A 14,958-nucleotide genomic window follows, 5' to 3' on the forward strand; every position below is an offset into this window, starting at 1 on the left:
TTCAATTTGTCTGAGAAAATCCCCTCTCCCCCGCGCGCAGCGTGGGGGAGAGGGTAGGGTGAGGGGGTAAAAAATTTATCACGTTAGTGATTCCATCTTGTTGTGGCAATAAACCATGACCGCAGAAATATGATTAATGAATCGCTACGCGACCTTGTTTATAGCCCCCTCACCCTAACCCTCACTGCCATTAAGTTAAGGACTTCTGTCATTCCCGCGACATGCGGGAATCTATTCCTCAGTTGCCATTGTGGCTAGCTCAGAGATGGATCCCCGCCTTTCGCGGGGATGACAGTTTAATATACAATTGAGCTTAACTTAATAGCAGCAGCCCAACCTATATATGGAATAAACGATAATTAACCTGATGAGATAGCAGTGAAATTCTTATCAGGATAATTTCACTGCCCTAGCTATAGTGTCCTGAATTTAGCACCCTGGTCATTCATTCGACTATACTTCTAGCTGTATATAGAGATTTTTCAAGGATTGAAAATGACAGCTACTGATACAGGATTTTTGATAAACCAATATCTTCTCGATAATGAGAAGCGCCTTGGTGATAGCATCTATCTTCGTCAGCCACGCGATGATCAATGGCATGAATATACCTGGCAGCAAACGATGCGGCAGGCCCGGCAGGTTGCGCGTTTTTTACAGGATGCGGGCTTAAACCAAGGCGATCGAGTGGCTATTTTTTCAAAAAACTGTGCGGAATGGTTCATTAGTGATTTTGGTATTTCTTTAGCTGGAATGGTGAGCGTACCGCTTTTTGCAAATCAGCACAAAGAGAGTATTGATTTTGTATTAAATCACGCCGGCGTGAAGCTGGTTTTTATTGGCAAACTGGATAACCATAAAAAAACCAGAGAATACATTTCAAATCAATTTACCTGCGTTTCTTTTAATTATCATCCTAATCTGAGCAACTGTATATCCTGGGATGAGATATTAAAAAAAGAACCTTTACAGGAAGTTGTTTTACCACAGCCAGAGGATTTATTTACGATCATTTATTCGTCAGGCACAACGGGGCTTCCCAAAGGCTCTGTCTACACTCATGAAATTATCGGTAATTATCTGGCGTTATTCCCTGACGATCTGGCACGCGTTCGTAAATTAAATCATTATCATCTGGTTTCTTATCTACCATTGGCTCACGTATATGAACGAACAGCTATTGAGCTCGGTAGTGTGAGTATTCCCTGTGATGTGTCCTTTATTGAGAGTCTGGACAAATTTGCTGAAAATCTTCGTGAAATAAAGCCCAGTCTTTTTACGGCAGTACCCAGAATATGGGGAGTTTTCCAGCAGAAAATAGAACAAAAGGCCTCGCCTGACAAATTGCGCCTGATCTTGAAAATTCCCATACTTTCTTATTTTATCAAGAAAAAAATCCGACACCAATTAGGGCTGGAACGATGTTATAACTGTTTCTCGGGCGCTTCTCATTTACCCGCTTCAATTATTAAATTTTTTGACGATTTAAATATTCCTATCCAGGAAGGCTATGGGCAAACGGAAAATCTTGCTTATGCTACATTATCAGAGTTATCTGAAAGACGGCCGGGCTATGTGGGAAGCCCAAGATTAAAGGTGGAAGTAAAGCTTGGTGAAAATGAAGAACTGTTAATAAAGTCGCCTTGTCTAATGAAAGAATATTATGACGATCCAGAGGCCACTGTACGTTCTTTAACTCCTGATGGCTGGCTTTGCACAGGTGATATTGCTGAAATAGATAACTCCTTGCGCGTTAAAATTCTTGGCCGTTTGTCGGAAAATTTTAAAAATCAGAAAGGGGAGTTTATTGCGCCAGGACCAATAGAGGAACGTTTTAGCGAAAGCTGCTTCATTGAGCAACTCTGCCTTGTTGGGCGAGAACTGCCCAGCAATGTGCTGATAATCACATTAAATGAGACAGGTCAGCAGAAGCCTCCGGAGTGGATTAAGGAACAGCTTGAGAAAATATTGCACTCTGTAAACACAGACTTGGCCAGTTATGAGAAAATTAGCCATATTCTAATCAGCAAATACCCCTGGACCCCGGAAAATGGCTGCCTGACACCGACATTAAAGATTAAAAGAAGAACAATTGAAGCGAACTACCAGCCGTTGATAAAAAGGGCGATTAAGGAAAGGCAGTCGGTGATCTGGGAGTAAAGTATCTTTTTCCCGTTTCGGCCAGAACTGTCGTCTTTGCGAACGAAGTGAAGCAATCCAGATCGAAGCTTGAATACAGTTAGGGATTGCTTCGCTAACGCTCGCAAAGACGGATTTTTCTTCTCGTCTCGAAGGCTCACCCCTCATTACCCAACTTCAATAACAAATTCTTAATCTCGAGAATTCGTTCCTCATGGCTTTCGCTATCCAGTGTAAACTTGAGCCTGGAAGGGCCTTCAAGCTGATAGCGTTTGGCATGAACCTGAATGAGATTGATCAGTACACCTGTATTGATCCTGGGATTTTCTCCAAACTCAATTTTACCTTGCTGCTGTGCTGCGTATATTTTATTAATCCCCAACCCGGCCGCTATAAGCTTCAACTCGGTGACCCATAATAAATATTTGGCTTGAGGAGGAAGCAGCCCAAAGCGGTCGATCATTTCAATCTGCAGATCACGCAATTGCTCTTTATCGCCTGCATTGGCAATACGTTTGTACATAATCAGACGAGTGTGGATGTCAGCAATATACTCTTCAGGCAAAATCGCGCTTAAACGGAGATCAACTTCAGGTCCTTGCTGCATAGGCCCGCCCAGTTCCGGAGTTTTTCCGGATTTTAAATCGCTAACCGCCTTGTCGAGCATTTCCATAAACAGATGAAAACCTACCGCATGCATATTGCCGCTTTGTTCTTCACCTAACAGTTCGCCTGCGCCGCGGATTTCCAGATCATGAGTGGCCAGTGTAAAGCCGGCACCGAGATCTTCCAGTGACACGATAGCTTCCAGACGTTTTACCGCATCGGGAGTCAGCAGCTTTTCATTGGGAGTAAACAAATAGGCATAGGCCTGATGATGCGAGCGGCCGACCCGGCCTCTTAACTGATGTAATTGTGCCAGACCAAATTTATCAGCCCGATCGATAATAATCGTATTCGCCGTGGGAATATCAATACCGGTTTCTATGATCGTCGTGCATACCAGTACGTTAAAGCGATGATGATAGAAATCAGACATTATTTTTTCAAGCTCTCTTTCCCTCATCTGTCCATGAGCGGTGCGGATTTTTGCTTCCGGAATCATTTCCTGCAATTCCTCAGCCGTTTTATCAATTGTCTGTACGTTATTGTGCAGAAAGTAAACCTGGCCCCCACGCAGTATTTCTCTCAGGATAGCTTCGCGTAACACAGAGGTCTGCTTTTCCTGCCAAAATGTTTTGATAGCCAGTCGTTTGGCGGGCGGGGTTGCAATCAGGGAAATATCACGGATCCCTCCCATTGCCATGTTTAAAGTTCTTGGTATTGGTGTTGCCGTCATGGATAAGATATCGATATGGGTGCGAAGCGATTTAATATGCTCTTTTTGTTTGACTCCGAATCGATGCTCTTCATCAATAATTAATAAGCCCAGATTTTTGAAACTAATGTCCTTGGAGAATAGTTTGTGCGTGCCAATAACAATGTCAATTTTTCCGGATTTTAATCCATCTATAACCTGAGTTGATTCCTTGGTGCTGCGAAATCGGGAAAGTAATTCAAGATTGACTGGAAAATCGGCGAAGCGATCACGGAAATTTTCAAAATGCTGACCCGCCAAAAGCGTTGTTGGAACGAGGACACAGACTTGCTTGTTGTTCTGAACCGCCAGAAAAGCGGCTCTCATGGCAACTTCTGTTTTCCCAAAACCCACATCGCCGCATATCAGGCGGTCCATTGGCCTTGGAGATTTCATGTCCTTGATAATTTCATTGATTGCATTTAATTGATCAACAGTTTCTGTAAACGGGAATCCACTGGCGAAACGTTGATATTCAAGGGAATCAAACTCATACACAAATCCGGGCTGCGCTTCACGTTTGGCATAAATGTCGAGCAATTCAATAGCCACATCGTGGATTTTTTCTGCTGCTTTTTTCTTTTCCTTCTGCCACTGGTCGCTGCCCAATTTATGGAGCGGGGCATGCTCACTATCCATGCCAGTGTATCGGCTAATCAGATGTAAAGAGGTGACTGGAACATATATTTTATCATCACCAGCATAGGATAAGACCAGGAATTCATTAATACTGTCATTGGTTTCGAGTGTTTTAAGCCCCTGGTAACGCCCGACTCCAAACTGAATATGCACCACCGGCGCATGAAGACGTAACTCTGATAAATCCCGGATGATCAAATCCGGATCGACTGTTTTTTGCGTACTCCGGCGCTGGGGAATGGCCTGTTCACCGAAAAGCTGGGCTTCGACAATAATAGCGATTTGCGAGTCTAAAAGCTCCGCTCCTTCAATCAGAGGGCCGGTTGTAATACTAATTAAATCATCGCTGCTAACAAATGATTGCCAGTCGCTGAGCTGATTTGCACTAATCCCGGTTTGCCTTAGCAAATCCAAAAGAACTTCGCGGCGGCCAGCACTCTCCACCACAATTAAATGACGGCGATCGGGTTGGCTGAGATATTCCCGTAGACGATGTAAAGGCTGTGGTGACTGACGTTGAACAGGAAGAGCGGGGGCTTCCTTCACCTTGAAGTTAAATACCGCCCCTTTTCTATCGACTTCCTGATGCCAGACGCGTAATTGCTGATGCGTATTCACCTGAGTCAGGAGATCCGTGGGGGTAATAAACATTTGTTCCGGTGTCAATACTGGCCGGCTGATATCATAGCGGCGCTGCTCATAGCGCAGTTTTAATTCCTGCCAGAATCGCTCCGCTTCTTCGGGGATGTTCTGTACAAGACAAATGCTTGCATTTTCTGGTAAATAGTCAAAAAAAGTGGCCGTATTTTCAAAGAAAAGAGGCAGATAATATTCAATACCAGAAGGATACTGGCTATTGCTGACGCTTTCATAAACAGGGCATTGACTTGGATTACCCGAAAACTGTTCCCGAAAATTTCTGCGAAACAGAGTAATGCTGGCTTCATTAAGCGGGAATTCTCTGGCTGGAAGAATTTCAATTCGATCAACCTTGGCAATCGTTCGCTGCGATTCAGTATCAAACTGACGAAGGCTTTCAATTTCATCATCGAATAGTTCAATGCGGAATGGGCAATTGCTACCCATTGGATACATGTCAATAATCGAACCGCGAACCGCGTATTCCCCATGCTCTAATACTTTATTGACCGAATGATAGCCGCCATTTTGCAGCTGGCTTCTGAAATGGCCCAGATCAAGTGTTTGGCCCTGTTTCAGCGCAAAGGCATATTGATGCAGAAATGCCGGAGGACAAAGCCTGTGCATCAGCGTTGAGGCTGATGCGATAACAATCGCCTTACTGGCCTGCTGCAAGCGGTTTAATGTGAGCAGGCGTTCCGAAATAATATCCTGATGGGGAGAAAATAAATCATAGGGCAGGGTTTCCCAGTCAGGAAAATAAAGCAGTTCACAATTGGATTGTCCGAGAAAAAAACGCAACTCTGACATGAGTTGATTGGCCGTCAGAGTATCAGGGGTGATAAGTAATTTAACCCCGGGTTCATTCAGGCAGTATTCCGACAGGGCAAGTGACAAGCTGCAGCCATGAAGGCTTCCCCAGTTTTGTTTTCGGTCAACAGATGGATATTGGAGTATGGCGTTTTGCATAAATCACGATCAAGACTATTTGAGGGTTGAAAGTATACTACAAGATGAGGAATGAACGAAAATATCCGTATAGCCCAGGGGCGCATTGCCATTACGTTAAGCTCACTTATATATCTACAACCCACGCATCCCCCTACGCCCTGCGGCTTGTCCGCAGGGTCCAGTGTTTCTCTATGAGTTTCCTGGATCCCTCGGACAAGCCGAGGGACGTAGGTGTATTTGAACTGAGGAATGAATTCTTAACAGCAGTGAGCCTAGGTTCTGGCTAGCCAGGCTGCGTATAATTTGCATAACTACTTTTGTTGAACGATTGGCATATGTCGTTGCTGTAAACAATCAATCACTTGGTAGAGATCGAGCTCGCAGGCTTTGAGCAGTACCAGAACATGAAATAGTAAATCTGCTGTTTCCTCGATGACTGCGTCTTTATGGCCTTCTACTGCGGCAATCACTGTTTCAACGGCTTCTTCGCCCACTTTTTGAGCGCATCGAGGCACCCCGGATTGAACCAGTTGGGCAGTATAACTAATCCCTTCCTGCTGGTCGCCACGCGTTTGAATGATGTCAGCGAGACAGGCGAGAAAGTTGATTTTTGCCGTGGTCACTGGTTTATAACAGCTTGAATAACCAAGATGGCAGGCAGGTCCTGTTGGAATAACCTGAACTAAAAGACTATCGCCGTCACAATCTACAGCCAGTGAGATGACATCCATTGAATTACCCGAGCTTTCCCCTTTACGCCATATACGTTGTTTGCTTCGGCTGTATAAAGTCAGTTTTCTGGTAACCTGGGTTATTTCAAGTGCCTGAGGATCCATATAACCTAGCATCAGTATATCACCGTTATTGGCATGTTGAATTATGGCGGGAATCAGATTATTCATTTTTTCCCAGTCTAATAATGTATTATCAATATGATTCATAATCTAACCTCGATATTATTTTCCGCAAGCAAGCATTTGATTTCCTGGATACTTGCAATTCTGTCGTGAAAGATAGACGCTGCGAGCGCTCCATCAACTTGAGCTTCTTTGAATACAGCAATAAAGTCGTCAGCAGCACCTGCTCCGCCAGAAGCAATTAATGGAACATGAACTACTTCTCTGAGCATTTGCAACTGGTGAATATCATAGCCTTTTTTTACACCATCCGATTGCATACAATTCAATACAATTTCTCCAGCACCTCTTGCCTGAACTTCCTTCACCCAATCCAGGGTTTTGCGCCTTGAATTCAATGTTTTGTCCGGATTGCCTGTGTATTGGAATACATAGTAATCATCGTCAATCCACTGGCTATCGATCCCGATAACAACGCATTGCTTTCCAAATTGATCACTCAATTCATTGATTAATTGCGGTCTCTCCAAAGCCGGGCTGTTGATAGAGAGTTTATCTGCTCCCGCATTTAAAATAGCTCGCCCTTTATCCAGTGTACGGATGCCGCCAGCAACAGTAAAGGGAATATTGATTGTTTTGGCGATTGCTTCAATCCAGTCTAAAGAGACTGCGCGATCTTCACTGCTGGCCGTGATATCATAAAATACCAGCTCATCGGCACCGGACTGTGAATAGTGGCTGGCCAAAGGCAGTATATCGCCAATAATTCGATGATTTCTGAATTGAACCCCCTTAACAACCTGATTATTACATACATCCAGGCAGGGAATAAGGCGTTTGGTTAACATAGCAAAACTCCTTCAGAATAACTGGATAAATCAAAATCGGTTTCATAAAGCATCCGCCCGAGAATGGCGGCTGACAATCCCATATCTGCCAAGCGCTTCAGATCATCTGCGCCACGAATTCCACCAGAGGCCTGCCACTGAATTTGCGGAAATCGTTCAATAGCTTGCTGGTAAAGTGAAAAATCAGGGCCTTGCATCATGCCGTCGCACTGCACATTCGTACAAAGAATTTCACGAATGTTCATATCCGAATAAGCCTCAACGAGATCCCAAAGACTAATCGCCGTAGGTTGCTGCCAGCCGTGACTGGTAAGCAAAGGCAGGCTATTGCTCCAGCGAATATCTAATGCCAGCACAATTCGGCCGCTGCCGGCCAGTCGGATAATCGATCGCGTTAAATCGGGATCATGGACCGCCAGACTCCCCAGAACGATGTTATGAATTCCGGCATCAAGGCATTGCTTTACTGTTTCAAGCGAGCGAACTCCACCGCCTGCCTGTAAAATTAAACCGGAGGGTAGAAGGCTGGTCATTAATTCAAGCTGTTCCATACAGCCCGAGCGTGCGCCGTCTAAATCCACCAGATGTAAACGAGTCATTCCTTTTTGGCGATAAAAACTTGCCAATTGCAGAGCTGTTTGTGGATAAATTGTGGTCTGTGAAAACTCGCCCTGACGCAAACGGACGCATTGCCCTTGTTTTAAATCGATGGCAGGAATAATATTCATTATTGCATCCTTAAAAAGTTATCAAGTAACTGTAAGCCGGCTTCTGCTGATTTTTCCGGATGAAACTGCATCCCTACTTTATTTCCCTGCTGCACAATCGCAGAGAAGGGCTGCATATAGTCACAGCTGGCTATTGTGTGCTCATTACTTTTGTCAATAAATCGGGCATAACTATGCACAAAGTACAGAAATGTCTTTTGGGGAAGCTGTTGCTGAAGAGGAGACTCCTGCAACCAGCTTATAGAATTCCAACCCATATGAGGGACTGGACAGCCTTTCTGTGGAAAAAAACTGCTCACTTTTCCCGGAAGCAGGCCCAGGCATTCCACCTGGCCTTCTTCACTGTATTCATAAAGCAACTGCATACCGAGACAAATTCCCAGAACGGGTTGCTCTAGCCCTCTGATTAGATCAACAAGCCCGTATTCAACCAAGGCTTTCATGCCGGATAAAGCAGTGCCAACGCCAGGAATTATCAAGTGACTGGCCTGTTCAATTTCCTTTGGATTGTGGGTGAGTGTATAGTCATAGCCCAGTCGGGCCAGTGAGTTACTCAACGAGGCCAGATTGTTTCCACAGATATCCAGTACCGCAATCATAAAATCCCCTTGGTCGAAGGTAAGTCATTGTCTATTCGGGCACAGGCTTGTCTTAATGCGCGGCCCAGGGCTTTAAAGCAGGCTTCTATCATATGGTGATGGTTTTCACCGGTGATTTTTATATGAATGCTTGCTCTAAGACTTGCGGCTAGGGAATGAAAAAAGTGGGGAACCATTTCGGTAGCCATCCCGCCTACAAATTCCCGGGTAAACGATGCTTCAAAGTGGCAATAGGATCTTCCGCCCAAATCAATGGCAATAGCTGCCAGAGCTTCATCCATTGGCAGGGTAAATCCATAGCGGCCAATTCCTCGCTTATCGCCTAATGCTTCACGCAGTGCGTCGCCCAAGACTAAGGCAGTGTCTTCAATCAAGTGGTGCTCATCCACTTCTGTATCGCCCAAGGCATTCAGTTGCAAGGCAAATCCGCCATGTTTGGCAACCTGCTCCAGCATGTGAGAGAAAAAGGGAATGGGCGTATTTATCGAAATATTGTTTTCCGAGTCAAGAGTCAGGCTCATCTCTATCGCTGTCTCACGCGTACGCCGTTTAATCCGGGCCTTTCTTGCCAGAATGAGATTAACAATTTCCGGCCAGCTTTGTTGTTTGTTAACCTCCAAAAAGCCAATACCGAGATTTTCCGCAAATTGACGATCGCTTACACGGTCGCCTACCATCCAGCTCGTTTGATCCAGTTCATTATTTTTAAGAAACTCAGTCATTAACCCAATAGCGGGTTTACGGCAAAAACAAGCATCTTCCCCTTTGTGTGGGCAAATGAGGATGTCCTGAAAGCGTATACCCTGTGATAAAAATAAATCCAGGATGAAATTCTGACACCGCTCAAAGTCTGGCAACGGGAAACTGTCAGTTCCCAGGCCATCCTGATTCGTGATCATGATGAACTGATACCCTGCATTTTGTAAACGAAGTAGAGAAGGGATCACATCAGGCAAAAGTTTAACTTTCTCAAACCGGTCTACCTGAAAATCTTCAGGCTCTTCCACCAAGGTTCCATCCCGATCAATGAGTAACAGTTTTTTCATACAACACCTGTTGGTTTAAAACGGTTTAATACGTCAAGGAGCAGGGTATTTTGCATCGCATCACCGACTGTGATGCGCAGCATATTGTGCAGTTCGGAAGTATTTGGCAATTGCCGGACTGCAATGTCATGTGAGGCGAGCCAGACTTGTAACTGGGCGTTATAAGGGCTTTTTATTAAAATAAAATTCGCCTCGCTGGGGTAGACAGTTTCTATCCATGCAAAAGCCTCCAGGGCTTTAATCAGGTTTTGACGCTGTTCCACAATGTGGCAGACAGAGTTCGCAAGCCATTCCGGGTTTTTCAATGCTAATTCGGCAATTTTCAATACCGGTGCTGCCAAATGATAGGGGGGGATAATCTTTTTTATTTGCTGAATGAATGCCTGGTTAGCGACGACCGCTCCCACTCTGACAGAGGCGAGTCCATAGGCTTTGGACAGTGTTCTCAAAATAATCAGATTTTCAAATTGCGGGAGTAAACTAATAGCACTTTCCCGAGCGGAAAAATCAATATAGGCTTCATCAACGACGACTGCCGCTTTATTGGTAAACTGTTCGCAGATTTCGGCAATGCTGGCAATATCCAGACAATTACCAGTGGGATTATTAGGACTGCATAGCATCACCAGTTTGCAGCCTTCACGCCAGCTTGAAAACAGTTTTTGCAAATCCAGGCTAAAATCGGATTTAAAGTCCAAAGGGCAGTCAATCACAGCCGCATTTTGCAGTTGCGCATAAAATCGATACATGGGGAAAGTGGGCGGGCATTGCAAAATGCTGTCCTGTCCTGCGATTAAAAATAAACGCATCAAAAGATCGATACCGTCATCACTTCCACGAGTTAGCGCAATCTGTTCCTGATTGACTTTATAGTATCCTGCAAGCAGCCTTTGAACTTCCCGCTCAAGCTGATAATCCGGATACTGATTTAAAGGCAGGTCAAGGGCCGAAACAGGTGCGCTGGGCGATTCATTAGCGTGCAGCCGGTATTTAAGCTCATCACCGCCCGGTCGATAAGGAATCAATCTGGCAAATTCTGGGCGGATTAAATTTAAAATGGTCACATTATTCTCCTGCGTAAACCGAGTCTATACGAAGCTGAATGGCATTGGCATGAGCTTGCAGATTTTCAAGCTTTGCAAGCCTCATAGCATATTCCCCCAAGCCCAAAAGGCCGGCTTTATCAATCGACTGGATAGTCATTGATTTCATAAAATCAGCGGTACTCAAACCGCTGTGTGTCTTTGCATACCCAAATGTCGGCAGGACGTGATTACTTCCGGTGATATAATCGCCCATACTTTCTGCTGCCCAGGGACCCAGGAAAACAGTTCCGGCTGATTTGATCTCATTGAGCCAGTCACGGGCGTCTTCGCGATTAATAATCAAATGCTCTGGCGCATAACGATTTATTATAGCTAGCTGTTCTTTAACAGACTTGCAGACTATTATGCTTCCTATGCCCAGCGACTGACGAATGATCGCCTGTTTAGGCATTTCATAGATTTGCCTTGACAAGGCGGTCTGAACCGAGCAGGCAAAGGCTTCTTCCTCACATAGTAATATCACTTGAGAATCGCAGCCATGTTCTGCCTGTGCTAGCAAGTCGGCGGCGACAAATTCCGGATTAGCCCATTTATCTGCCACGACCATCACCTCGGATGGACCGGCAGGTATGTCAATGGCGGCCCCTTTAGGATCAATTGAAACCTGCGTTTTTGCCTCGGTCACAAAACGATTACCTGGGCCAAATAATTTGTCCATTTTGATGACCGTTTCTGTTCCATAGGCTAGAGCCGCGATTGCCTGGGCTCCGCCCAGTTTATAAATAGTGCTTATACCGCAGATGCGCGCAGCCACCAGCAGATGAGGATCGATACCACCTGTTTTATCAGGAGGAGTACATAAAACGCGCAGCGGGCATCCCGCAATTTTGGCGGGAATGGCCTGCATCAGCAGGGAAGAAATTAATGGCGTATTATTTCCGCCTGGTACATAGAGTCCCACTTTTTCAATAGGCCGATATTGCTTATCTATAATAATTCCGGGCGCTGTCTCAATAGTCTGTGAACAGGGCAGCACCGCCTGATGATACCTGGTAATGGTGTCTGTCGCCTGTACAATGGCTTCAAGCGCATTGTCTTCAATTATGGCTTCGGAAATTGCCTCAGGCTCAACCTGAATTGAATCCAACACCACTCCATCGAGCTTTTCAGTCAGATCAAGAAGAGCACTGTCCCCCTGGGTTCTGACCTGCGAAATAATTTCACTGACCTGTTGAGAGGGATCATTGGTCATAATGGGTCTTTCAAGGATTTGCTCTTTGCCTGAATCAGAAAGAGTGTTCCAGTTAATGATTTTAATCATGATTACTCCAGCATTTTCTCAATGGGTAAAACCAGAATAGAGCTGGCTCCCATTGCTTTAATGGATTCCAGCGTGTTCCAGAAAATTCCTTCACTGGAAACGACATGTACCGCTACTTTTTCAGGATTAGCCGGCAGCGGAAGCACTGTTGGACTCTCCGCGCCAGGCAAGTACTCACAGATTTGCTGGAGTGCATTACGGGGTGCATGAAAAAGAATATATTTTCTCTCCTGTGCCTGCTGAACCGCTTCAATGCGGCGTTTAAGCATGATGAGCAGATTTTGCAGTTCATCAGGAAGGGGATAAGATGATTGAATGAATAATGCCTGACTGTTTAAAAGCGTTTCGACCTCAACCAACTTGTTGTCTTCAAGTGTTTGCCCGCTTGAAACCAGATCGCAGATTGCATCAGCCATGCCCATTCGCGGAGCAACCTCGACCGAGCCTGAAAGGGTTAAACATTCAGCAGAGATTTTATTTTCATCCAGATATTTTTTAAGAAGCAGAGGATAGCTGGTGGCTATGCGTTTGCCATCCAGACATCCTGGGCCTCGATAGTCAAATGACTCTGGAACCGCAATGGAAAGACGACAGCGGCAAGTTCCTAAAGCTTGCAGAATAGAATAGGGTTTATCGGGGAAAGTTAGTGCCGCCTCCAGTAAAACATTTTCGCCAACAATGCCGCCGTCACAAAGACCATCGAAAAGTAATGCGGGAATATCATCGTCACGAATTAGCAGTAAATCAATAGGGAAGTTTTCGACATGGCATAACAGGGCATTTTCTCGTAAGCGAAATTTTAATCCACAACGATTAAGCAGCTCTATCGATTCTTTGGCTAAGCGCCCTTTTTTTTGTATCGCTAAACGTAATCTTTTTGTCATGATTGATCTAACCTCTCTGCAATCAGTGTATAACCCCCGCTTCCCATGCTAAGACAGCGCGCTACACGCGTAATCGTGGTAACGCTTACTCCTGTTTGTTCGTGAATCGTTCTATAAGATAAGCCTTTACGTAGTAAGGGAACCACTTCCCAGCGATCGGCCATTGCTTCAAGTTCTGCAGGCGTACAGAGATCATTAAAAAAAGCAGTGGCCTCGTCTTCATTTTTCAATGAGCAAATTGCCTTCATTAAATGGTTGTTTGAACGTTTAGAATGGTTGTGTGATTTCATGATAGTGTATTAATGTAATGTAACATTGGTACATTCTATCTGAATGCCATTTGATAGTCAAATCATTTGACATTCGGCGAGGTTTGAGATGTGATTACTGCTTAATGGGGACGAAGGTCATTTTCGTGCAAGCGCATAGGTGTCAGCATAAAGAAAAATCCCCTCTCCCAAGCTGGGAGAGGGCTAGGGTGAGGGTGATTAAAACCCCTCTCTCTAACTCTCTCCCCTGAGGGGAGAGAGGACTTAGGTAAACTTATTAAGTTGACCTTTATGCGCACAGACGACAATAACCTATTTGAAAAAGGAAGTTACAATGCTGCTCAAAAAAGAAAATTCATGTTTATTGCTAATTGATGTCCAAAAAAAACTGGCGCCACTGATAGAGCATTCTCAAGTAATTATTGAGCGCTGCAAATGGCTAATGTCACTGGCAAGTGATTTGTCAGTTCCCTGTTTAGTGAGTGAGCAGTATCCTTCTGGTTTAGGTCATACAGTGGATGAACTTCAGTCGCTTGAATATGCAGAAACTTTTGAAAAAGTGTATTTTTCCTGTCACCGTGAGCCCAATTTTATTTCCACGCTAAAAAATCTGAACAGAAAACAAACCGTTTTAATTGGAATAGAGGCTCATGTTTGTGTTTTGCAAACCGCGATGGAATTAATTGAGGCAGGGTATGAGGTGTTTGTAGTTGTCGATGCGGTGGGCAGCCGAAAGACACTTGACTGGAAATATGGTTTGAAGCGAATGAAACAGGCTGGCATTCAACTGGTTACTTCAGAAATGGTATTTTTTGAATGGGTTGAAAAAGCGGGGAGCGGGGAATTTAAACGATTAAGCCAACAATATTTGAAATGAGGGAAGCTAAGTGAGTCTTAACAATCAAATTGCAGTGATAACGGGTGGAGCATCCGGCATGGGATGGGCATGCGCGAACGCATTAATGAAAGCGGGTGCTCGAGTGGCTATCTGGGATAAAACAAGTACTGAAAAAGGGGATTTGTCCATAACCTGTGATGTGAGTTCTGAATCCGAAGTGGAGCGTGCCCTGCAGGAAACCATTGAGCAATTAGGTACCCCCCGTATTTGCATTAATTGCGCAGGTATTGCACCGGCAAAGAAAATGATTGGCCGCGAAGGAGCTATGCCGCTGGCAGCATTCCGCCAGGTCATCGACATTAATCTTATTGGTACATTCAATGTGATGAGATTGGTGGCTGAAGCCATGACTCGTTTAGCAATAGATGAGAATAGCGGTGAGCGAGGTGTGATAATTAATACGGCTTCAATTGCAGCTTTTGAAGGACAAATTGGACAATTGGCCTATAGTGCTTCCAAGGGTGGTGTTGTCGCCATGACACTACCTGCAGCAAGAGAACTGGCGGAGCATGCCATTCGTGTGAATACTATTGCTCCTGGTTTGATTGCCACACCCTTATTATTAAATATGCCGCAGGAGGTTCAGGATAAACTGGCTGCAACGGTGACATTTCCCAAAAGACTGGGTAAGCCGGAGGAGTTCGCTGCATTGGTCATTCACATTATTGAAAATCAAATGATGAATGGTGAAGTGATTCGATTGGATGGTGCGTTGAGAATGCAGGCAAAATAAGCCG

The 14,958-nt window shown here is 44.8% G+C and carries 13 protein-coding genes; 3 read left to right on the forward strand and 10 right to left on the reverse strand.

All coding sequences use genetic code 11. The features are described from left to right. Positions 1-495 precede the first annotated feature (495 nt). On the forward strand, positions 496-2,160 hold the full coding sequence (locus LXA66_RS07645) for an AMP-binding protein (protein ID WP_233012654.1): 1,665 nt from the start codon (positions 496-498) through the stop codon (positions 2,158-2,160). A 136-nt stretch (positions 2,161-2,296) separates the two neighbouring features. On the opposite strand, the gene mfd is transcribed toward LXA66_RS07645, so the two are convergent. The 10 genes from mfd to LXA66_RS07695 all read right to left on the reverse strand — a co-directional run bounded on the left by mfd (position 2,297) and on the right by LXA66_RS07695 (position 13,344). Continuing rightward, a complete protein-coding gene (mfd, locus tag LXA66_RS07650; protein WP_233012655.1) occupies positions 2,297-5,743 on the reverse strand; it encodes a transcription-repair coupling factor in 3,447 nt (1,148 codons plus the stop codon). 293 nt (positions 5,744-6,036) lie between these two features. Beyond that, complete coding sequence (hisIE, locus tag LXA66_RS07655) at positions 6,037-6,666, reverse strand: bifunctional phosphoribosyl-AMP cyclohydrolase/phosphoribosyl-ATP diphosphatase HisIE (protein WP_058506669.1); 630 nt, start codon at positions 6,664-6,666, stop codon at positions 6,037-6,039. Next, the gene (gene hisF, locus LXA66_RS07660) at positions 6,663-7,430 is read right to left on the reverse strand and encodes an imidazole glycerol phosphate synthase subunit HisF (RefSeq protein WP_233012656.1); all 768 of its coding nucleotides are present in this window, start codon (positions 7,428-7,430) and stop codon (positions 6,663-6,665) included. Before hisF ends, hisIE begins: the two co-directional genes overlap by 4 nt. Beyond that, positions 7,424-8,158, reverse strand: a complete 735-nt coding sequence (locus LXA66_RS07665) for a HisA/HisF-related TIM barrel protein (RefSeq protein WP_233012657.1) — start codon at positions 8,156-8,158, stop codon at positions 7,424-7,426. The genes hisF and LXA66_RS07665 overlap by 7 nt, the downstream gene beginning before the upstream one ends. Beyond that, entirely contained in the window at positions 8,158-8,757 is a 600-nt protein-coding gene (gene hisH, locus LXA66_RS07670) for an imidazole glycerol phosphate synthase subunit HisH (protein WP_233012658.1), read from the reverse strand. The genes LXA66_RS07665 and hisH overlap by 1 nt, the downstream gene beginning before the upstream one ends. Further along, positions 8,754-9,803, reverse strand: coding sequence for a bifunctional histidinol-phosphatase/imidazoleglycerol-phosphate dehydratase HisB (hisB, locus tag LXA66_RS07675; protein WP_233012659.1), 1,050 nt, complete (start codon positions 9,801-9,803; stop codon positions 8,754-8,756). The genes hisH and hisB overlap by 4 nt, the downstream gene beginning before the upstream one ends. After that, the gene (hisC, locus tag LXA66_RS07680) at positions 9,800-10,867 is read right to left on the reverse strand and encodes a histidinol-phosphate transaminase (protein ID WP_233012660.1); all 1,068 of its coding nucleotides are present in this window, start codon (positions 10,865-10,867) and stop codon (positions 9,800-9,802) included. Before hisC ends, hisB begins: the two co-directional genes overlap by 4 nt. Position 10,868: 1 nt before the next feature. Then, positions 10,869-12,170 (reverse strand): histidinol dehydrogenase, encoded by a 1,302-nt coding sequence (gene hisD, locus LXA66_RS07685; RefSeq protein WP_233012661.1) that lies wholly within the window; start codon positions 12,168-12,170, stop codon positions 10,869-10,871. Between the two features lie 2 nt (positions 12,171-12,172). Beyond that, positions 12,173-13,054, reverse strand: a complete 882-nt coding sequence (gene hisG / locus LXA66_RS07690) for an ATP phosphoribosyltransferase (protein WP_233012662.1) — start codon at positions 13,052-13,054, stop codon at positions 12,173-12,175. Continuing rightward, positions 13,051-13,344, reverse strand: a complete 294-nt coding sequence (locus LXA66_RS07695; RefSeq protein ID WP_112219757.1) for a YerC/YecD family TrpR-related protein — start codon at positions 13,342-13,344, stop codon at positions 13,051-13,053. Before LXA66_RS07695 ends, hisG begins: the two co-directional genes overlap by 4 nt. Before the next feature lie 313 nt (positions 13,345-13,657). On the opposite strand from LXA66_RS07695, the gene LXA66_RS07700 reads away from it, so the two are divergent. Continuing rightward, the gene (locus LXA66_RS07700; protein WP_233012663.1) at positions 13,658-14,200 is read left to right on the forward strand and encodes a hydrolase; all 543 of its coding nucleotides are present in this window, start codon (positions 13,658-13,660) and stop codon (positions 14,198-14,200) included. Positions 14,201-14,210: 10 nt separating this feature from the next. Then, positions 14,211-14,954, forward strand: a complete 744-nt coding sequence (locus tag LXA66_RS07705) for an SDR family NAD(P)-dependent oxidoreductase (protein WP_233012664.1) — start codon at positions 14,211-14,213, stop codon at positions 14,952-14,954. Positions 14,955-14,958: the final 4 nt, after the last annotated feature.

This window comes from Legionella sp. 16cNR16C, assembly GCF_021297775.1.
Lineage (GTDB): Bacteria > Pseudomonadota > Gammaproteobacteria > Legionellales > Legionellaceae > Legionella_C > Legionella_C quinlivanii_A.

Excerpts from the sequence above, each read along its gene's own strand:
- LXA66_RS07645 (WP_233012654.1), top strand. The coding sequence starts at position 496 with ATGACAGCTACTGATACAGGATTTTTGATAAACCAATATCTTCTCGAT.
- mfd (WP_233012655.1), bottom strand. The coding sequence starts at position 5,743 with ATGCAAAACGCCATACTCCAATATCCATCTGTTGACCGAAAACAAAAC.
- hisIE (WP_058506669.1), bottom strand. The coding sequence starts at position 6,666 with ATGAATCATATTGATAATACATTATTAGACTGGGAAAAAATGAATAAT.
- hisF (WP_233012656.1), bottom strand. The coding sequence starts at position 7,430 with ATGTTAACCAAACGCCTTATTCCCTGCCTGGATGTATGTAATAATCAG.
- LXA66_RS07665 (WP_233012657.1), bottom strand. The coding sequence starts at position 8,158 with ATGAATATTATTCCTGCCATCGATTTAAAACAAGGGCAATGCGTCCGT.
- hisH (WP_233012658.1), bottom strand. The coding sequence starts at position 8,757 with ATGATTGCGGTACTGGATATCTGTGGAAACAATCTGGCCTCGTTGAGT.
- hisB (WP_233012659.1), bottom strand. The coding sequence starts at position 9,803 with ATGAAAAAACTGTTACTCATTGATCGGGATGGAACCTTGGTGGAAGAG.
- hisD (WP_233012661.1), bottom strand. The coding sequence starts at position 12,170 with ATGATTAAAATCATTAACTGGAACACTCTTTCTGATTCAGGCAAAGAG.
- hisG (WP_233012662.1), bottom strand. The coding sequence starts at position 13,054 with ATGACAAAAAGATTACGTTTAGCGATACAAAAAAAAGGGCGCTTAGCC.
- LXA66_RS07695 (WP_112219757.1), bottom strand. The coding sequence starts at position 13,344 with ATGAAATCACACAACCATTCTAAACGTTCAAACAACCATTTAATGAAG.
- LXA66_RS07700 (WP_233012663.1), top strand. The coding sequence starts at position 13,658 with ATGCTGCTCAAAAAAGAAAATTCATGTTTATTGCTAATTGATGTCCAA.